Genomic DNA, 20209 nt, shown 5'->3' on the forward strand with positions numbered 1-20209 from the left:
TTGAAAACGCGTAATCTGCCCACACTAACCAGATATACGTTGGAATTATTCATTACGTCCATGACTATCAATAACTTTTTATATTTTGTAAAATAATTTGAATTGGATTAATGTGACGTCAAAATCACTGGAGAAAGTCTTATGAAACTCGCCATCTATAGTACAAAACAGTACGACAAGAAGTACCTGCAGCAGGTTAACGAGGCTTTTGGTTTTGAACTTGAATTCTTTGACTTTCTGTTGACGGAAAAAACAGCCAAAACCGCCCATGGCTGCGAAGCCGTGTGCATTTTCGTCAACGACGATGGTAGCCGCCCTGTTCTGGAAGAGCTGAAAAAGCATGGCGTGAAATATATCGCGCTACGTTGCGCCGGGTTCAACAACGTCGATCTCGACGCTGCAAAAGAGCTGGGTATGCAGGTCGTACGTGTGCCAGCCTATTCACCGGAAGCCGTCGCTGAGCATGCGATTGGCATGATGATGACGCTGAATCGCCGCATTCACCGCGCTTATCAGCGTACCCGTGATGCCAACTTCTCTCTTGAAGGGCTGACCGGCTTTACCATGTATGGCAAAACAGCTGGGGTGATCGGTACCGGTAAAATCGGTATTGCGGCCCTGCGGATCCTGAAAGGTTTTGGTATGCGCCTGCTGGCGTTTGATCCCTACCCAAGTGCTGCTGCGCTGGAGTTAGGCGTTGAATATGTCGATCTTAAAACGCTATTTGCCGAGTCCGATGTCATCTCTCTGCACTGCCCGTTAACACCGGAGAATTATCATCTGCTTAATCACGAAGCCTTTGAGCAAATGAAAAACGGCGTGATGGTTATTAACACCAGTCGTGGGGCGTTGATCGATTCGCAAGCCGCTATCGATGCGCTGAAAAACCAGAAAATTGGTTCTCTGGGTATGGACGTGTATGAAAACGAACGCGATCTGTTCTTTGAAGATAAATCCAATGACGTGATTCAGGATGATGTGTTCCGTCGCCTGTCGGCCTGTCATAACGTGCTGTTTACCGGGCATCAGGCGTTCCTGACCGCCGAAGCGTTAACCAGCATTTCTGAGACTACGCTACAGAATCTGGCACAAATCTCCAAAGGCGAAACCTGTCCAAACGCCCTCTTCTGATTTCCGTGCTCCCCTGGATTCAGGGGAGCATTTTCAGACAATCACCGATGATAAAACACTCAGTATCATTATTATATTGAATGTATTCCCGTCACAAACCCAGAGAAATAGAATGAAGAAAGTTGTCACGTTGATTGCGCTCAGCATGCTGATGGCTGGCTGTGTGAGCAATGGAAAAGTGTCCGTCAACCGCGAACAGTTGCAGCATCACCGCTTCGTTTTGCAGAGCGTCAATGGCAAGCCGGTAACCGTCGCCAATAATCCACCTGAATTAAGTTTCGGTGAAAATATGACGGTGTCGGGAAAAATGTGTAATCAGTTCCATGGTCAGGGCAAGCTGTCCGACGGTGAATTAAAAGTGAAAGACATGGCAATGACGCGCATGATGTGCGCCGATCCACAGCTTAACGCGCTCGACGGCATCGTCAGCGAGATGTTTAAGCAAGGCGCACAGGTTGATCTGACTACTGACCAGCTAACACTGGCTACGGCAGAACAAACGTTGACGTTTAAACTGGCAGATTTAATGTAGTAAAAGCAGTGGCTCAATAATTCCCACAGCTTCCGGCGGCAAGCGACTGCTCACTACAGCGTTTGCCGTTAGGTAATGCACACATGCCGATGGCAGAACCATCCAGTTGGCGTGCCACGGAGAGCGAACCTCCAATCATGGCGCAATTTGCCTCTCCAGAACTGGACATTGCGGCCTTCATCCCCGGTGCGACATGAGCGGCGGTTGCCTGCTGAACAGGTTCACTGCTGCACGCCGATAATAAAAACGCGGCACACCCTACCCAAAACGCTGCGCGCATCTTACTCCCCTCTGAATATTAACCAAACGACACAGCCATAAATAATAGGCAGCGGAAACACTGCCGTCGAGAGGCAAAATGCGCATTTATGCGTGCTGTTTACATTTTCTGGCAATTTTTTGGCTACTCCTTTGATCAAACCATTCATTCTGATTATTCCCAGGACACAAAAGCGAAAATCTGTCTTTAGCACTTTTGCTAAAATAGAAAGATAACTACAGGATTCGCCGCGGTTACGCGGGTCCCTCTTTTTGCGCAATGTAAGGGTGTCAGTATGATCACAATTGACGGTAATGGTGCGGTTGCTTCAGTCGCATTTCGTACCAGCGAAGTTATCGCCATCTACCCGATTACGCCCAGTTCGACGATGGCTGAACAGGCAGATGCCTGGGCCGGAAACGGGCTTAAAAACGTCTGGGGAGATACCCCTCGCGTCGTAGAAATGCAGTCAGAAGGCGGCGCAATCGCGACCGTTCACGGTGCATTGCAGACCGGTGCGCTCTCTACGTCGTTTACCTCATCGCAGGGCCTGTTGCTGATGATCCCAACGCTGTACAAACTGGCCGGTCAGTTGACGCCATTTGTGCTGCACGTTGCCGCGCGTACCATTGCTACTCATGCGCTGTCTATCTTCGGTGACCATTCCGACGTAATGGCAGTGCGCCAGACAGGGTGCGCGATGCTGTGTGCCAGCAGCGTGCAGGAAGCACAGGACTTTGCGCTCATTTCACAAATGGCCACTCTGAAAAGTCGGGTTCCGTTTATTCATTTCTTTGATGGTTTCCGCACATCGCATGAAATCAATAAAATTGTGCCGCTGGCCGATGACACGATCCTCAGCCTGATGCCGCAAGCTGAAATTGATGCGCATCGTGCCCGCGCGCTGAACCCTGAACATCCCGTTATTCGCGGGACATCTGCGAACCCGGATACCTACTTCCAGTCGCGTGAAGCGACAAACCCCTGGTACAACGCGGTTTACGAAAACGTCGAACAGGCGATGAACGACTTCGCCGCGGCGACGGGCCGCCAGTATCAACCCTTTGAGTATTACGGTCATCCACAGGCGGAACGTGTCATTATCTTGATGGGTTCTGCAATTGGTACCTGCGAAGAAGTCGTCGAAGAGTTACTTGCTCGTGGAGAGAAAGTTGGCGTCCTGAAAGTTCGGCTATTCCGCCCATTCTCTGCCAAACATTTACTGCGCGCCCTGCCGGAAACCGTACGCAGCATCGCCGTTCTGGATCGCACTAAAGAGCCGGGTGCCCAGGCAGAACCGCTGTATCTGGATGTAATGACCGCGCTGGCGGAAGCCTTTAACTGCGGCGAGCGGGAAACCCTACCACGCGTAATTGGCGGGCGTTATGGCCTTTCTTCCAAAGAGTTTGGCCCGGACTGCGTCATGGCGGTCTTTACTGAGCTGAGTAGCGCGAAGCCGAAACCTCGCTTTACGGTTGGTATCTATGATGATGTCACCAACCTGTCACTACCGCTACCGGAAAACACCCTGCCCGGTACCGCGAAGCTCGAAGCGCTGTTCTACGGTCTGGGCAGTGACGGCAGCGTGTCGGCCACCAAAAATAATATCAAGATTATCGGTAACTCGACGCCGTGGTATGCGCAGGGTTATTTCGTGTATGACTCGAAAAAAGCAGGCGGTCTGACGGTTTCTCACCTGCGCGTCAGCGAGCAGCCTATTCGATCAGCGTATCTGGTTTCACAAGCCGATTTTGTTGGCTGTCACCAGCTACAATTTATCGATAAGTATCAGATGGCCGAGCGCCTGAAACCAGGCGGGATCTTCCTGCTTAATACGCCTTACAACGTGGATGAAGTCTGGGCGCGTTTGCCACAGGAAGTTCAGGCAGTACTGAATCAGAAGAAGGCCCGTTTCTACGTGATTAATGCGGCCAAAATCGCTCGCGAATGCGGTCTGGCAGCGCGTATTAACACCGTTATGCAAATGGCATTCTTCCATTTGACGCAAATCTTACCCGGCGACAGCGCGATGGTTGAATTGCAGGGAGCGATTGCGAAAAGCTATAGCAGTAAAGGTCAGGATCTGGTTGAACGTAACTGGCAGGCGCTGGCTCTGGCGCGTGAATCCGTCGCCGAAGTGGCACTCCAGCCAGTTGACCCGCACAGCGCTAACCGCCCACCGGTGGTTTCTGATGCCGCGCCGGATTTCGTGAAAACCGTTACCGCGGCAATGCTCGCCGGTCTGGGTGATGCTCTTCCCGTATCCGCGCTGCCGCCAGACGGCACCTGGCCAATGGGCACCACGCGTTGGGAAAAACGCAATATCGCCGAAGAGATCCCCATCTGGAAGGAAGAGCTGTGTACCCAGTGTAACCACTGCGTTGCCGCTTGCCCGCACTCGGCAATCCGCGCCAAAGTGGTTTCACCAGAAGCAATGGAAAACGCCCCTGCCAGCCTGCATTCTCTGGATGTGAAATCACGCGATATGCGCGGTCAGAAATATGTCCTGCAGGTTGCGCCTGAGGATTGCACCGGTTGTAATCTGTGCGTCGAAGTGTGTCCGGCGAAAGACAGGCAGAACCCGGAGATCAAGGCCATCAATATGATGTCGCGCCTTGAGCATGTTGAAGAAGAAAAAGTTAACTATGACTTCTTCCTCAATCTGCCGGAAATAGACCGCACTAAACTGGAACGCATTGATATTCGTACCTCGCAGTTGATAACGCCGCTGTTTGAATATTCCGGCGCCTGCTCGGGCTGTGGTGAAACGCCGTATATCAAACTGCTTACGCAGCTGTACGGCGACCGCATGCTGATCGCCAATGCGACTGGCTGTTCATCGATTTATGGCGGTAACCTGCCCTCAACACCGTATACCACCGACGCCAACGGTCGTGGGCCAGCGTGGGCAAACTCACTGTTTGAGGATAACGCCGAGTTCGGTCTGGGCTTCCGTCTGACGGTAGATCAGCACCGTGTGCGCGTTATGCGTTTATTGGAACAGTTTGCCGATAACATTCCGGCTGAACTGAATGACGCCCTGCACGCTGAAGCGACGCCAGAAGTACGCCGTGAACAAGTTGCCGCGTTGCGCCAGCACCTGAAAGATGTCGAAGGCGCACAGCAGCTGTTAACCGATGCCGACGCGCTGGTCGAGAAATCCATCTGGCTGATTGGCGGCGATGGCTGGGCTTACGATATTGGCTTTGGCGGCCTGGATCACGTCCTGAGTCTGACCGAGAACGTCAATATTCTGGTGCTGGATACTCAATGTTACTCCAACACGGGTGGACAAGCGTCGAAAGCCACGCCTCTCGGGGCTGTCACCAAATTTGGCGAACACGGCAAGCGCAAGGCGCGTAAAGATCTTGGCGTCAGTATGATGATGTACGGGCATGTTTATGTCGCGCAGATCTCTCTGGGCGCACAGTTGAACCAGACGGTGAAAGCGATTCAGGAAGCAGAAGCCTATCCGGGTCCGTCGCTGATTATCGCCTATAGCCCATGTGAGGAGCACGGTTACGATCTCGCGCTAAGCCACGATCAGATGCGCCAGCTGACGGCGACCGGATTCTGGCCGCTGTACCGCTTTGATCCGCGTCGTGCAGATGAAGGTAAATTGCCGCTGGCGCTGGACTCTCGCCCACCGTCAGACGCGCTGGCCGAAACATTGCTTAACGAGCAGCGCTTCCGCCGCCTGAATGCCCAACAGCCAGAAGTTGCTGAGCAGCTGTGGAAAGACGCCGCCGCCGATCTGCAAAAACGCTACGACTTCCTGGCCCAACTGGCAGGTAAAGCAGAAAAGAGCGGTGCCGAGTAATACATTTATCTCAGTATTTGCCTGGAGCCAAAAAAAAAGCCCGAACAGTTGTTCGGGCTTGTCAATTTATTCGCTGGCTAATTAATAATTACCATCAATATACCAACGAAAAATAAAACGTGACAATAAAGGCATATAACACGCGCAGAATAGCCCAACAAAATTCAATTGTATAATTTTTATTTTATATATTTTCACGCAACACATTCATCGCAATTATCATCATTTCCGTAGAATTATTTATTTAAGGTTTTACTTAAGGCGTAACAATTCATATTTATCTCTTTACGGAACTTCTCCTTTAGCATGCTTTTACTCCCTACATGGGTAGTCACAGGTTAATAAATAAACTAAAGGATTATTTCAATGAACAGAAAAGTACTGGCTCTCATAATTCCTGCCCTGCTGGCTGCAGGCGCTGCTCACGCTGCTGAAGTTTATAATAAAGACGGCAACAAATTAGATCTCTACGGTAAAGTAGACGGCCTGCGTTATTTCTCTGACGACGCTAACAGCGATGGCGATCAGACTTATATGCGTATGGGCTTCAAAGGCGAAACTCAGGTTAACGATATGATCACCGGTTATGGCCAGTGGGAATATCAGGTTCAGGCCAACGGCACCGAAGGCGATAAAGGCGACTCCTGGACTCGTCTGGCATTCGCAGGTATTAAAGTCGGCGACTACGGTTCATTCGACTACGGCCGTAACTACGGCGTCATGTACGACGTTGAAGGCTGGACCGATATGCTGCCAGAATTCGGTGGCGACTCTTACACCAAAGCAGACAACTTCATGACCGGTCGTGCAAACGGTGTTGCAACCTACCGTAACACCGACTTCTTTGGTCTGGTTGACGGTCTGAACGTTGCGCTGCAGTACCAAGGCGCGAACGAAAATCAGTCACCAGAACAAGAAGGCACCAATAACGGTGGCGACGATCGTAACATGAAGAACTCTAACGGTGACGGCTTCGGTATCTCCTCTACCTACGATCTGGGTATGGGCGTAAGCTTCGGTGCCGCATACACTTCTTCTGACCGTACTAACGAGCAGGTAAACCATTCAACTGCAGGTGGTGATAAAGCTGACGCATGGACTGCTGGTCTGAAATACGACGCGAACAATATCTACCTGGCAACCATGTACTCTGAAACCCGCAATATGACTCCGTATGGTGGTTCTGACGGTAGTGATAATACTATCGCCAACAAAACTCAGAACTTTGAAGTGACTGCGCAATACCAGTTCGACTTCGGTCTGCGTCCGGAAGTTTCTTTCCTGATGTCTAAAGGTAAGGATCTGACTATGCCAGGTACTGCTGCAAGCCCAGCAGGAACAAGCGGTGACAAAGATCTGGTCAAATATGCTTCTGTAGGCGCTACTTACTACTTCAACAAAAACTTCTCCACCTATGTTGATTACAAAATCAACCTGCTGGACGAAGACGACAGCTTCTACACTCGCAATGACATCTCTACTGATGACACTGTAGCACTGGGTATGGTTTACCAGTTCTAATCCGTCAGCCCGCTGGCAACAGCGGGCTCTCTTTATGTTCTAACAATTCTGTTTTATCCAGATCAAAACATTATATCTGTTGCGTTAAAACATCTCTCTGATAGATGATATCTTGCATTAAGACCTGTAGTAGAGGATACCTGCAATGAATCATCATCCTGTAAAATCATCCCGTATTGCATCCGTCGGCTATGACGAATCCTCTCACACGCTGGAAATTCGCTTTCACCAATTGGCTACCCTGCAATATCAGCCTGTCCCTGCCCGTATTTTTCGTGATTTCCTGAGCGTGGTCTCGAAAGGTCGATTTTACGACGGCGTAATAAAAGGCAAGTTTCCTGAAATCAAAATAAAGTGATGCCAAAATGTGATCTTTGTCATTGTACATAAAGTGCCATTACGCGGTAAGCTTTAGGTGGATACTTAAACAGGAGGTTTTATGAACAGAACGATTCTTGTACCCATCGATATTTCAGACTCAGAATTAACTCAACGCGTTATTGCCCATGTTGAAGCAGAGGCCAAAATTGACGATGCGCAGGTCCATTTTCTGACCGTAATTCCGTCACTGCCCTACTACGCTTCTCTGGGACTGGCCTACTCGGCAGAGTTACCGGCCATGGACGATCTGAAAGCCGAAGCAAAATCTCAACTGGAAGAGATTATCAAGAAGTTCAATATCCCAACGGACAGAGTGCACATTCATGTCGCAGAAGGTGCGCCGAAAGATAAGATTCTGGAGATCGCCAAAAAATTACCGGCTGATATGGTCATTATTGCCTCACACCGACCTGACATCACCACCTACCTGCTGGGCTCTAACGCCGCAGCAGTAGTGCGTCATGCGGAGTGTTCGGTACTGGTAGTCCGCTAAGCTTTCAGGCCCGCACATCGCTGCGGGCTTTTTGTTTCTACCACTTATACCCCACGATTCCTGTCCTAAATGTGCTGACATTTTTCCCGCTTATCCGTACCATACACGCCACAGTTTTTATATCAGACTTCTTTTGCCGGACTATCCGGCGTGATGCATACTCTTCTGATGCCACACTATGAATTGAGCCTCTATTAAATGTCGCAAAATCAAGATATTAGCAAGAAAGAACAATACAACCTGAACAAATTGCAAAAACGTCTGCGTCGTAACGTGGGCGAAGCCATTGCCGACTTCAATATGATCGAAGACGGCGATCGCATTATGGTGTGTCTTTCCGGCGGGAAAGACAGCTATACCATGCTGGAGATCCTGCGTAATTTGCAGCAAAGCGCCCCGATCAGTTTCTCCTTGGTTGCGGTTAACCTCGATCAAAAACAACCCGGCTTCCCAGAACACATTCTGCCGGAGTATCTGGAACAGCTGGGCGTTGAGTACAAGATTGTCGAAGAAAACACTTACGGGATCGTCAAAGACAAAATCCCTGAAGGCAAAACGACCTGCTCGCTCTGCTCTCGCCTGCGTCGCGGTATTCTGTACCGTACGGCAACCGAGTTAGGTGCCACCAAGATTGCGCTCGGCCACCATCGCGACGACATCCTGCAAACGCTGTTTTTAAACATGTTCTACGGCGGAAAAATGAAAGGTATGCCGCCGAAGCTGATGAGTGATGACGGTAAGCACATCGTGATCCGCCCGCTGGCTTACTGCCGTGAGAAAGATATCGAGCGCTTCTCCGAAGCGAAAGGTTTCCCGATTATTCCGTGCAATCTGTGCGGCTCACAGCCTAACCTGCAGCGTCAGGTCATTGCTGACATGCTGCGTGACTGGGACAAACGCTATCCAGGTCGGATTGAAACCATGTTCAGTGCGATGCAGAACGTTGTGCCTTCACATCTGAGCGATATCAATCTGTTCGATTTTAAAGGCATTAAGCACGGTTCAGAGGTTGTGGACGGCGGTGATTTAGCGTTCGATCGTGAAGAGATCCCGCTACAGCCTGCGGGCTGGCAGCCAGAAGAAGATGATGCTCAACTGGATGAGTTACGCCTGAACGTGGTGGAAGTGAAGTAAGTCGATTATGTAAACGCCCTATCAGGCCTACAACGAGCATATACCCGTTGTAGGCCTGATAAGCGGAGCGCCATCAGGCACTCCAATGGGTATTTATTTCAATAAACGAACTCGGCAAGTCTTGCCTTTAATCTTACCGTTTTGCAATTGTTTCCACGCCTTGTGCGCTATGTTCTGGCGAACGGCGACATAGACGTGTGCCGGATGAACGGCAATTTTGCCGATATCGGCGCCATCCAGGCCAATATCACCGGTCAGAGCCCCCAGAACATCACCAGGACGCATTTTAGCCTTTTTGCCACCATCAATGCATAACGTCGCCATCTCTGCTTCCAGCGGCAGGATTGACACGTTAGCTGGCGCTGGCAGCCAGTTCAGCTTCAATTGCAGCATTTCAGAAAGAATATTGGCACGCTGTGCTTCTTCCGGCGCACAGAAACTAATCGCCAGACCGCTGTTACCGGCTCGCGCGGTACGTCCGATACGATGGACATGAACCTCCGGATCCCACGCCAGCTCGAAGTTAACCACCAGTTCGAGTGATTTAATATCCAGGCCACGTGCGGCCACATCGGTGGCAACCAGAACGCGTGCGCTTCCGTTGGCAAAACGCACCAGCGTCTGGTCGCGATCGCGCTGTTCCAGATCGCCATGCAGTGAAAGTGCGCTTTGCCCCGCCTCATTCAATGCGTCACACACGGCCTGACAGTCTTTTTTGGTGTTGCAAAAAACGACGCATGAAGCAGGCTGGTGCTGGCTGAGCAATTTTTGCAGCAGCGGAATTTTTCCGTGGCTGGAGGTTTCGAAAAACTGCTGTTCAATCGCCGGTAACGCATCGACCGTATCAATTTCAATGGTTAATGGATTTTGTTGCACCCGGCCACTGATGGCGGCAATGGCTTCCGGCCAGGTCGCAGAAAACAGCAAGGTCTGGCGAGAAGCTGGTGCAAAGCGAATGACATCATCAATCGCATCGCTAAAGCCCATATCCAGCATCCGGTCGGCTTCATCCATAACCAGCGTATTCAGGGCTTCCAGAGAAACGGTGCCTTTTTGCAGGTGGTCGAGTAAACGCCCCGGTGTGGCGACAATAATATGAGGTGCATGCTGCAGAGAGTCACGCTGTGCACCAAAGGGCTGCCCACCGCATAGCGTTAAGATCTTGGTGTTTGGCAGAAAGCGCGCTAAACGACGCAGTTCACCCGCCACCTGGTCGGCAAGCTCTCGGGTTGGGCACAGTACCAGAGACTGCGTCTGAAACAGTGCGGCATCAATATGCTGTAATAGCCCAAGACCAAAAGCAGCCGTTTTGCCACTGCCGGTTTTAGCCTGCACGCGAACATCTTTCCCCGCCAGGATTGCCGGTAATGCGGCAGCCTGAACAGGCGTCATTTCAAGATAACCCAGCTCGTTAAGGTTCTCGAGTTGAGCAGCAGGTAAAACATTCAGGGTTGAAAAAGCGGTCACAATTTAATCTCGCGGTAAAAACTCACATTCAGCAGGCGCGTATCCTCGCAGATCTACGCCCACGATGCGACAATTTAATAGGTTCTTCATCCGGCGGCGGATCCGGCATTGGCTGCGGACGAGGAATGGGATCGGGAATGGGAACCGGGTCAGTCGGGAGCGAATCCGTGTGCGCAGTTGCAATCAGACAGGTCATATACTCCTCCAGTCATTCAGGTTGACTCTTTTAGGGTAGACGCTGATTTCCTGCAGGCAAAAAAAAGCCGACTAATCTAAGTCGGCGTCGTACGAATCAATTGTGCTATGCAGTAATTCAAAAAAGGAAGTAAGACAATATGGAGCGCAACGCCCATCGCTTGACGTTGCATTCACCTGCGAGAGAGATATTGCCCCGAATAGGTAGATGGTTTATTGACCTCGCTCAAAATTCAGGACGTTTTCATGCGCAAAAGTCACTAAAAAACGTTGTTGTTACAACCATTTACTACGATGCAACCATAAAGTAACACCACCAATCAGGACCACTAACAGAATACAAAAAAGTGAGAAACCGAACTGCCAACCACCGCCGGGGATACCGCCGAGGTTAACGCCGAAAAGCCCGGTTAAGAATGTGCTGGGAAGAAAAACCATTGCCATCAATGACATTGTATACGTTCGGCGAGCCAGAGACTCCTGCATCACCTGCGCAATTTCATCCGCCATGATACCGGTTCTGGCAATACAGGCATCGATTTCATCCAGCCCTCTCCCCAGCCTGTCAGCGATATCCTGCATCCGTCGCCGATGGTCGTCAGTCATCCAGGACAACCGTTCGCTCGCCAGCCGGGCATAGACATCACGCTGTGGCGCCATATAACGGCGCATCACAATTAACTGCTTACGCAGTAATGCCAGGAAGCCACGCGGCGGGATCTGCTGATCGAGCAGGTTATCTTCCAGATCGATAATTTTGTCGTGCAACTGTTCGATAAATTCGCTGGCATGATCGGTCAGCGCATCACAAACATCCACCAGCCAACCGCCACAATCAGCCGGCCCTGTACCTTCCTGGAGGTCGCTGACCACATCATCCAGTGCCAGCACTTTGCGCTGACGCGTTGAGACAATCAGACGCTCATCCATATATAAACGCATCGCTACCAGTTGGTCAGGCCGCTCGTCGGTACTGCCGTTGATACAGCGCAGCGTAATTAACGTACCTTCTCCTACCCTGCTGACACGCGGGCGCGTGCTTTCACCCGCCAGCGCATCACGCACGTTATTGGGAAGTAAAGGCGTTGTCGCCAGCCATTGCGCACTTTCAGGATGAGTATAATTAAGATGCAGCCAGCAGGGATGCTGAGTGTCGATAACATCGTTATCTTCCAGTGGTTTCACCCCACCACGCCCATCCAACAGCCAGGCAAACACGGCATCCGGCACATTAACATCCGTTCCCTTAATGGCTTCCACAGCGCCTCCACAAACATTCAGCTTTTTTCGTTAGTCTAGCCGTCAGAATATGTTAAGCAATATCTCATTGTCCCATTGTGCTGAAATGACTCATAAAAGTATCTGATAACAAAAAAGCGCCGACAAATGTGGCGCTTGTTGTGAGGTACCCTGTTAAGCCCGCTGGCGTCTCTCAGATTCAAAAGCGTGACTTAAACGAAACTTGTGCGTTCGTGACTGGAGGTCAGTCACTTGATTTTTCAGAATATCCGAAGAGTCAGACAGTTCATCCACCATAATGGCGTTACTCTGGGTAACGTTTTCCAGTTCCGCGAGCGCATGAGTAATACTGATGATCCCTTTCTCCTGCTCCTGCGTAGTGGTTAATATCTCGCCCATCAGTTGGTTTAATTGCCCGGCGCCACCAACAATATCCTGCATATTTTTTTCAGCTTCACGCACAATAGCCGCGCCTTGCTGAACGTTTTCATGAGTTTGGGCAATCAGATGTTTAATATTCTTAGCGGCATCTGCGCTACGGTGCGCGAGCATTCGTACCTCTCCGGCCACCACGGAAAAACCTTTGCCATGTTCTCCCGCTCTCGCCGCTTCTACGGCGGCATTCAATGCCAGAATATTTGTCTGGAATGCTATACCATCTATCAGGGTAATAATTTCTGTCATCTGCTGGGCGCACTCGGTGATCGACTGCATATTGGTTGCGACCTGCACCATTAAATCACCGCCCTGCCGGGCAGATAGTGTTGCAATATTGGCCTTAGCACTCGCCATTTGCGTATTCTCTGCATTGTTACGCGTGCTGACCGCTATTTCATCCATGTTGGCAGCCGTTTGCATTAATGCTCCGGATTGCTGCTCTGTTTTTACTGATAACTCAGCGCTGCGTTCCGCGAGCTGTTCAGAGAGCGCCATCGCCGTTTGCGAAGATGTTCTGATCTCATTAACGAGTGTTGAAATATTACTTGATAAACTATTAATGCCCGGTATTAATCTCCCCGCACAGTTATTGCCAAACTCTGGAATACTAATCGCCAGATTCCCGGAGGTTACCTCCTCAATGCTTCTTTTAACCGTATTAATTGGCACGACCAAATATTTCGTCATGTACCACCACAAACATAATATAGAAGTAAAACTGACCAAATTAGTTCCAATGATAATTACCGGGGGAGCAGAAAATATCATTTCAAAAACATTCAGAGCGACCGCCGTAATGAGCAGAAATAGAATAATAAAGGTTCTGACGCTAATATCATTTAACATTTTAGTCCTGTGCGCTAAGAAATAACGTGGATATTATTTTTTATAGCATCTGCGGTGATGCTGCCAACTTACTGATTTAGTGTATGATGGTGTTTTTGAGGTGCTCCAGTGGCTTCTGTTTCTATCAGCTGTCCCTCCTGTTCAGCTACTGACGGGGTGGTGCGTAACGGCAAAAGCACCGCCGGACATCAGCGCTATCTCTGCTCTCACTGCCGTAAAACATGGCAACTGCAGTTCACTTACACCGCTTCTCAACCCGGTACGCACCAGAAAATCATTGATATGGCCATGAATGGCGTTGGATGCCGGGCAACCGCCCGCATTATGGGCGTTGGCCTCAACACGATTTTCCGCCATTTAAAAAACTCAGGCCGCAGTCGGTAACCTCGCGCATACAGCCGGGCAGTGACGTCATCGTCTGCGCGGAAATGGACGAACAGTGGGGATACGTCGGGGCTAAATCGCGCCAGCGCTGGCTGTTTTACGCGTATGACAGGCTCCGGAAGACGGTTGTTGCGCACGTATTCGGTGAACGCACTATGGCGACGCTGGGGCGTCTTATGAGCCTGCTGTCACCCTTTGACGTGGTGATATGGATGACGGATGGCTGGCCGCTGTATGAATCCCGCCTGAAGGGAAAGCTGCACGTAATCAGCAAGCGATATACGCAGCGAATTGAGCGGCATAACCTGAATCTGAGGCAGCACCTGGCACGGCTGGGACGGAAGTCGCTGTCGTTCTCAAAATCGGTGGAGCTGCATGACAAAGTCATCGGGCATTATCTGAACATAAAACACTATCAATAAGTTGGAGTCATTACCGTAAAGGTCTATCATTTTCGATGTTTGCCCCTTCCCCCTAATAGTCATTGTAAAAACACAAGAACATCCCAGGTTTTATCAGGTTAACTGGACAAAACCTGCTAAATTTATCATCACGTCTTTTTTTTGATAGGTAGTAAGATGTTGCACGTGTCGTGGGACCCTGTATTGATTGGGATTTCCTTTATTGTCGCGTTTATTGCCTCCTTTATTGCTCTCGACAGCGAGGGCAAAGTGGCAATTTCCAGCAGACGTGAATCTACCTTCTGGCGACTCTCTGGCAGCGCTACGCTGGGTATGGGGATCTGGTCGATGCATTTTATCGGTATGCTGGCCATGAAAATGAGTATGCCAATAAATTACCATTTATCCCTCACCGCGTTTTCGTTCTTTATTGCGCTCATTTCTGCGACAGTCGCCATCAATATCGCCATTTCTGGTAATACGCTATCAACAAAACGCCTGCTCATTGCTACCAGCATATTAAGTGCCGGTGTTGTTACAATGCACTACGTTGGTATGTATGCCGTTATCGAACATGTGGCTATAACCTGGGATCGCTCGCTGATCCTACTCTCCGTGATTATTGCCGTCGCTGCGTCTGGCGTGGGTTTGTGGCTGGCCTTTCACTTACGCCAAAATAGCCGTCGAGCGCTAATAAATCGGCTTATTGCTGCCTTTATTATGGCGCTGGCAATAGCCTCTATGCATTACACCGGTATGGGAGCAGCTACGTTCACCCATTTTGGACACACTGCGCACGATGGTCTCAGCACGCTGGAACTTTCTATCTGGGTCTGCGCCGTCACGCTTGTTATTTTGGGGATCATGCTGGTGGTTTCGATGGTGGATTCGCAACTCCGTACCTCCCGACTGGCTGACAATCTGCATCAGTTGAACTGCCAGCTTGAGCATCAGGTTCACTTCGACGCGCTGACCGGTCTCGCTAATCGTACGCAAATAGACACCTGCTTACTGGCCTGCCTGCGGCATTCTAAACTGCATCAGCAGCATTTCGCGTTGGTATTTATCGACCTCGATCGTTTTAAAGTCGTTAACGATACCTGGGGACATCACATTGGCGATCAGCTACTGATAGCCAGTACACAGCGAATCTTCACTTGCCTTGATAACTCAATGACGCTGGCAAGACTGGGGGGCGATGAATTTATCCTGCTGGTTCCAGACTGCAACCAGCAGGATATCTCCGCCCTGCTGACGCGGATTGCCGATGTGATCGGTGAACCCTTTACCTTGTTCGGACATACCATTCGGGTTTCGTTAAGTGCGGGGAGCAGTATTTACCCTGAGCATGGCTCAACGCTGCATGAGCTAAAAGTGAAGGCCGATATGGCAATGTATCATGTCAAACAGGCGGGCAGAAACGGCTGGGCTATTTATCATCCGGAAATGGAAGCTATCGCGGATACACCGCCGACATTTTTACAAGAATTGTCGCAAGCGCTTGAACGCAACCAGTTTGAGCTATGGTATCAGCCTAAATATACCGCTGGAGATCATTCCCTGACCGGTTTTGAAGCATTATTACGCTGGCATCATCCAGAACGCGGCATGCTGCTGCCAGCCGAATTTCTTTCTGCGTTGGAAGATACGGGCCTGATTATTCCCGTTGGGAAATGGGTTATCCAGCAGGCATGCCTGCAGTTGCATCAATGGAAATTACAGGGAAATACAGAATGGACGCTCGCCGTTAACCTCTCACCCGCCCAGTTTGAACAGCATGATATTATTGATGTTGTTTGTAACGCCCTGGCGCAGTATCAACTGTCACCTGCCTGCCTCACGCTGGAACTCACTGAAAGCACCGCCCTTAAAAATTTGAAACGCAGTGTGGAAGTCCTGAATGCTTTTTCTGCTTTGGGGATCACCGTATCTATTGATGATTTCGGTACAGGTTATTCAAATATATTGATGCTGAAGTCTCTTCCGGCGCGCGAATTAAAAATTGACAGGATATTTGTCAAAGATATCAGCGAGAACAGCAAAAACACAAAAATTGTGTCTACCATTATTGACATAGCTCACTCCATGAATATGCGTGTGGTGGCAGAAGGAATAGAAACCCAGGAACAGGAAATACTCCTTACTCAGATGGGGTGTAGCATGCTGCAAGGTTTCTTGTTTGCAAAACCGCTGCCAGCACATAAGATTCATGAACTGATACAACAAGAAAACAGTATCAAGCAAAAGCCAGTTGTACACCCCTTGTCTCACCGACAATCAATAACATTGTGAGACGTAATATCTAAAAATATTCGCCATTTAACAGGCAACACAGCAGATAAAGATAACGGGATTATCGATGAGCACAACCGAGCTGCATTCACTGGATTTATTAACCTTTCCGGTGTGGATTGTTTTGCCACATACCGAAGAGCTGGTGTTCGCTAATAACGTTGCACGGGAGCTAATGCAGGGTCTCTGTTTTTCCCCGCTCCGCAAGGGAACATTTTCAACGCATGCTCAAAATGACTTAACCATGTATCTCAGCGACTTGCGAAATCATCACCATGTAGTGGAAATTCTCACGGTTTACCGCGACGGTGAAGAGATTGCGATGGCAAGTCGCCTTTCCATTAAACCCCTGCCTGGCATGGGTGAAGTCATCCTTTTCGAAGGCATTGAGACGCCTGCTGCACAGGGTCTGAAAGCGAGCCGTTCAGCAACCTATCAGCGGAAAAAACAGGGATTTTATGCGCGCTTCTTCCAGACTAATTCCGCGCCAATGTTACTTATTGATCCGTCCCGCGATGGGTTGATCGTGGATGCAAACCTCAGTGCGCTCAATTTTTATGGATACACTCATGATGTGATGTGTCAGAAACATACATGGGAAATCAATATGCTGGGCCGCCATATACTTCCGGTGATGCATGAAATCGCCCATCTGCCCGGCGGCCATAAACCTTTACATTTTGTCCATAAACTGGCTGATGGGACTTCCCGTCATGTGCAAACCTACGCCGGACCGATCGAAATTTACGGTAATAAACTGATGTTGTGCATTATTCATGACATTACCGAACAAAAGCGGCTGGAACAGGAGCTGGAGCGTGCGGCCCTGCGAGATGTTTTAACGGGATTACTTAACCGCCGACATTTTTATCAGGTAACCGAGCCGGAACAGACGCATGCGATATCATTGACGCAGGACTACAGCCTGTTGTTGATCGATACGGATCGCTTTAAAAGCATTAACGATCTGTTTGGCCATTTAAAAGGCGACGAAGTGCTTTGTGCTCTGGCACGCACCCTGGAATCCTGTGCGCGAAAAGACGATCTTATTTTTCGCTGGGGTGGTGAAGAATTTGTGCTGCTCCTGCCGCGAACGTCGCTGGATGTCGCTCTCAACCTCGCAGAAGTGATCCGTGCAACAGTGGCAAAGGTGACTCTCCCTGGCCTTCCCCGCTTTACCGTCAGCATTGGTGTAGCACGGCACGAAACAAATGAAAGTATCGATGAGTTATTCAAACGTGTTGACGACGCGTTGTACAAAGCCAAGAACGAAGGCAGGAACAGAGTGCTGGCCGCCTGATGATTACGTCGTTCAGCGACTACGTTTAGCGTGACGCTCCCAGTTATCCTGTTTTGCCTGCGCGGTTTTACGCAATGCCACATAGCATGCCCCGCTGCCGCCGTGATGCGGCAGTGCGGCGCAGTATGCTTGCACGTCGTCAAATTCCGTCAACCAGCGCGCTACGTAGCTGCGAATAATATTGGCATGAGAATTATCGTCACGTCCCTTGCCGTGTATCACCAGCACGTTACGCAACCCTTCTTGCTGCGCCTGCAGAATAAAGCTAAAGAGCATCTGACGACATGTTTCAACAGGTTGGCGAATAAGATTAAGACTCGCCTGCTGCGGGTATTTTCCGTTTCGCAGCTTGTCAGTCACACCGTTCTGTAAACCTTCGCGACGAAACTCGAGCGGCACACTTAACGGGACTATATCGAGAAATCCCGTCGAGAGAAAATTATCCAGTTGAAGCGTATCGATACGCGCCGGAGTGCGAAGATTGCGCATGGGCTGCCAGTGTACATCGGAATGGCTTTTCAGCGGTTGAACATCCCCCATAGCGTCAAGAAACAACGATGCATCATCAAGGTTCATGTTTCATCCTCCAGCGTATTGCGACGGGCATTATCATAACCGCGCACTATTATACCGACAACTATACCGGTAACGGTTTACGGTTATTTCCAATAATTAACCGGATCCGTCGCGCTGAACCGATCTACTCACGACAAGTTGATATCCATTTTTAGAGGTATAGCTGCGACGGTCACTGGCGTGATAATGTGTAGCCTCGCCTGAATGCTGTAATGAGAGAAACGGATGCTTAACTTACTGGAAGACACCATCGACACGCCGCTGGGCCCGCTGTGGGTTATTTGTGATGAGCAATTTCGCCTGCGCGCAGTGGAATGGGATCAGCACAGCGATCGCATGGAACAATTGCTTAATATTCATTACCGCACAGAAGGTTATCAGCGCATTACCGCCAAAAACCCAGGTGGATTAAGCGACAAACTCGCTGAGTATTTTGCCGGAAACCTCAGCATCATTGACACGCTGGAAACGGCAACCGCTGGGACGCCTTTCCAGCGTGAAGTCTGGCAAGCGTTACGCACTATCCCCTGCGGGCAGGTCATGCATTATGGTCAACTGGCCGAACAGTTGGGACGCCCCGGTGCTGCAAGAGCCGTCGGCGCAGCTAATGGCTCCAATCCAGTAAGCATTGTGGTCCCCTGTCATCGCGTCATTGGACGTAACGGCACCATGACCGGATATGCCGGTGGCGTACAACGAAAAGAGTGGTTATTGCGTCACGAAGGTTATTTGCTACTCTAGATTCCAGGCAATTAATGCCTTATCCATCACACTTCCGCATAATGCGATCCCAAATTAATTGTGGTTAATCAAGCAGATACAAATATTCACTCCAGTTATGCTTGAATTATTCTCTCTTGGGAGTAGCTCAGGCTTACGTGCTCACCAAAAAGATGTTAAAATTGACAAATATCAATTACGGCTTGAGCAGACCTATGATCCCGGAAAAGCGAATTATACGGCGCATTCAGTCTGGCGGTTGTGCTATCCATTGCCAGGATTGCAGCATCAGCCAGCTTTGCATCCCGTTCACACTTAACGAGCATGAGCTTGACCAGCTCGATAACATCATCGAGCGCAAAAAGCCTATCCAAAAGGGGCAGACGCTCTTTAAAGCAGGTGATGAGCTTAAATCACTCTATGCTATCCGCTCCGGAACGATTAAAAGCTATACCATTACCGAACAAGGCGATGAGCAGATTACTGGCTTCCATCTGGCGGGCGATCTGGTCGGTTTTGACGCGATTGGCAGCGGACATCACCCGAGCTTTGCTCAGGCGCTGGAAACCTCGATGGTATGCGAAATTCCTTTCGAAACCCTTGATGACCTGTCCGGCAAAATGCCAAATCTGCGTCAGCAGATGATGCGTCTGATGAGTGGCGAAATCAAAGGCGACCAGGATATGATCCTGTTGTTGTCGAAGAAAAACGCTGAAGAGCGCCTGGCGGCCTTTATCTACAATTTGTCTCGTCGCTTTGCCCAGCGTGGATTCTCGCCTCGTGAATTCCGCCTGACCATGACCCGTGGCGACATCGGTAACTACCTCGGTCTGACGGTTGAAACCATCAGCCGCCTGCTGGGTCGTTTCCAGAAAAGCGGTATGCTGGCGGTGAAAGGCAAATACATCACTATTGAGAATAGCGACGCGCTGGCAGTTCTTGCTGGCCATACGCGTAACGTTGCGTAATCTTTCCGCAAGCCTCTCTGTTATCCTTCTGTCAAATCGCTAAATTATCCCGATTTATTGATCTGGCAGGAGGTTATTCCCTGTTTCAAACCACATTATTGGGTTACTCTTT

At 49.9% G+C, this 20209-nt stretch carries 18 protein-coding genes; 12 read left to right on the forward strand and 6 right to left on the reverse strand.

All coding sequences use genetic code 11. The annotated features are described in order from the left end of the window. The first annotated feature begins 141 nt into the window (after positions 1 to 141). Positions 142 to 1131, forward strand: coding sequence for a 2-hydroxyacid dehydrogenase (locus C2U41_RS09690; RefSeq protein ID WP_003020354.1), 990 nt, complete (start codon positions 142 to 144; stop codon positions 1129 to 1131). 112 nt (positions 1132 to 1243) lie between these two features. Next, the gene (gene hslJ / locus C2U41_RS09695) at positions 1244 to 1663 is read left to right on the forward strand and encodes a heat shock protein HslJ (protein WP_103849156.1); all 420 of its coding nucleotides are present in this window, start codon (positions 1244 to 1246) and stop codon (positions 1661 to 1663) included. 13 nt (positions 1664 to 1676) lie between these two features. Here the strand turns inward: hslJ and C2U41_RS09700 are convergent, their stop codons facing one another. Continuing rightward, positions 1677 to 1943, reverse strand: coding sequence for a putative hemolysin (locus C2U41_RS09700; RefSeq protein WP_032949375.1), 267 nt, complete (start codon positions 1941 to 1943; stop codon positions 1677 to 1679). A gap of 274 nt (positions 1944 to 2217) precedes the next feature. Between C2U41_RS09700 and nifJ the strand changes: the two genes are divergently transcribed. The 5 genes from nifJ to ttcA all read left to right on the forward strand — a co-directional run bounded on the left by nifJ (position 2218) and on the right by ttcA (position 9271). Continuing rightward, positions 2218 to 5742 carry a pyruvate:ferredoxin (flavodoxin) oxidoreductase gene (nifJ, locus tag C2U41_RS09705; RefSeq protein ID WP_048217803.1) on the forward strand — a complete coding sequence of 1175 codons (3525 nt, stop codon included), beginning with the start codon at positions 2218 to 2220 and terminating at the stop codon, positions 5740 to 5742. Between the two features lie 366 nt (positions 5743 to 6108). Then, positions 6109 to 7263: a porin OmpC gene (gene ompC, locus C2U41_RS09710; protein WP_103849157.1), complete on the forward strand. Its 1155-nt coding sequence runs from the start codon at positions 6109 to 6111 to the stop codon at positions 7261 to 7263. A gap of 145 nt (positions 7264 to 7408) precedes the next feature. Then, on the forward strand, positions 7409 to 7621 hold the full coding sequence (locus C2U41_RS09715) for a KTSC domain-containing protein (protein WP_003020366.1): 213 nt from the start codon (positions 7409 to 7411) through the stop codon (positions 7619 to 7621). 81 nt (positions 7622 to 7702) lie between these two features. Beyond that, positions 7703 to 8137 (forward strand): universal stress protein UspF, encoded by a 435-nt coding sequence (uspF, locus tag C2U41_RS09720; RefSeq protein ID WP_003020369.1) that lies wholly within the window; start codon positions 7703 to 7705, stop codon positions 8135 to 8137. A gap of 198 nt (positions 8138 to 8335) precedes the next feature. Next, entirely contained in the window at positions 8336 to 9271 is a 936-nt protein-coding gene (gene ttcA / locus C2U41_RS09725; RefSeq protein ID WP_003833209.1) for a tRNA 2-thiocytidine(32) synthetase TtcA, read from the forward strand. Between the two features lie 93 nt (positions 9272 to 9364). Here the strand turns inward: ttcA and dbpA are convergent, their stop codons facing one another. The 4 genes from dbpA to C2U41_RS09745 form a co-directional block, all read right to left on the reverse strand. Further along, complete coding sequence (dbpA, locus tag C2U41_RS09730) at positions 9365 to 10738, reverse strand: ATP-dependent RNA helicase DbpA (protein WP_003840821.1); 1374 nt, start codon at positions 10736 to 10738, stop codon at positions 9365 to 9367. A 28-nt stretch (positions 10739 to 10766) separates the two neighbouring features. Next, on the reverse strand, positions 10767 to 10934 hold the full coding sequence (ynaL, locus tag C2U41_RS29960) for a proline-rich small protein YnaL (protein WP_085951593.1): 168 nt from the start codon (positions 10932 to 10934) through the stop codon (positions 10767 to 10769). Between the two features lie 275 nt (positions 10935 to 11209). Continuing rightward, positions 11210 to 12193 carry a zinc transporter ZntB gene (gene zntB / locus C2U41_RS09740; RefSeq protein WP_003020379.1) on the reverse strand — a complete coding sequence of 328 codons (984 nt, stop codon included), beginning with the start codon at positions 12191 to 12193 and terminating at the stop codon, positions 11210 to 11212. Positions 12194 to 12346: 153 nt separating this feature from the next. Then, positions 12347 to 13456 carry a methyl-accepting chemotaxis protein gene (locus tag C2U41_RS09745; RefSeq protein ID WP_003840818.1) on the reverse strand — a complete coding sequence of 370 codons (1110 nt, stop codon included), beginning with the start codon at positions 13454 to 13456 and terminating at the stop codon, positions 12347 to 12349. A gap of 108 nt (positions 13457 to 13564) precedes the next feature. On the opposite strand from C2U41_RS09745, the gene C2U41_RS09755 reads away from it, so the two are divergent. The 3 genes from C2U41_RS09755 (at position 13565) to C2U41_RS09765 (ending at position 17833) form a co-directional block, all read left to right on the forward strand. Then, positions 13565 to 14262, forward strand: a protein-coding gene (locus tag C2U41_RS09755) for an IS1-like element IS1B family transposase (RefSeq protein ID WP_095033700.1) whose coding sequence is annotated in 2 segments (ribosomal slippage) — positions 13565 to 13814 and positions 13814 to 14262 — 699 coding nt in all. Because the reading frame shifts where the segments join, the coding sequence is not laid out codon by codon here. Between the two features lie 156 nt (positions 14263 to 14418). Beyond that, the gene (locus C2U41_RS09760) at positions 14419 to 16533 is read left to right on the forward strand and encodes a putative bifunctional diguanylate cyclase/phosphodiesterase (RefSeq protein WP_103848872.1); all 2115 of its coding nucleotides are present in this window, start codon (positions 14419 to 14421) and stop codon (positions 16531 to 16533) included. Between the two features lie 67 nt (positions 16534 to 16600). Further along, complete coding sequence (locus C2U41_RS09765; protein WP_003843938.1) at positions 16601 to 17833, forward strand: GGDEF domain-containing protein; 1233 nt, start codon at positions 16601 to 16603, stop codon at positions 17831 to 17833. A gap of 12 nt (positions 17834 to 17845) precedes the next feature. On the opposite strand, the gene smrA is transcribed toward C2U41_RS09765, so the two are convergent. Beyond that, complete coding sequence (gene smrA / locus C2U41_RS09770) at positions 17846 to 18409, reverse strand: DNA endonuclease SmrA (RefSeq protein WP_032935621.1); 564 nt, start codon at positions 18407 to 18409, stop codon at positions 17846 to 17848. A 225-nt stretch (positions 18410 to 18634) separates the two neighbouring features. Between smrA and ogt the strand changes: the two genes are divergently transcribed. Together ogt and fnr are read left to right on the forward strand one after the other, a co-directional pair. Next, positions 18635 to 19150, forward strand: a complete 516-nt coding sequence (ogt, locus tag C2U41_RS09775) for a methylated-DNA--[protein]-cysteine S-methyltransferase (RefSeq protein ID WP_032935619.1) — start codon at positions 18635 to 18637, stop codon at positions 19148 to 19150. Positions 19151 to 19344: 194 nt separating this feature from the next. Continuing rightward, positions 19345 to 20097 carry a fumarate/nitrate reduction transcriptional regulator Fnr gene (fnr, locus tag C2U41_RS09780; protein WP_003020397.1) on the forward strand — a complete coding sequence of 251 codons (753 nt, stop codon included), beginning with the start codon at positions 19345 to 19347 and terminating at the stop codon, positions 20095 to 20097. Positions 20098 to 20209: the final 112 nt, after the last annotated feature.

The organism is Citrobacter freundii complex sp. CFNIH4, from assembly GCF_002934505.1.
GTDB classification, from domain to species: Bacteria; Pseudomonadota; Gammaproteobacteria; order Enterobacterales; family Enterobacteriaceae; genus Citrobacter; species Citrobacter freundii.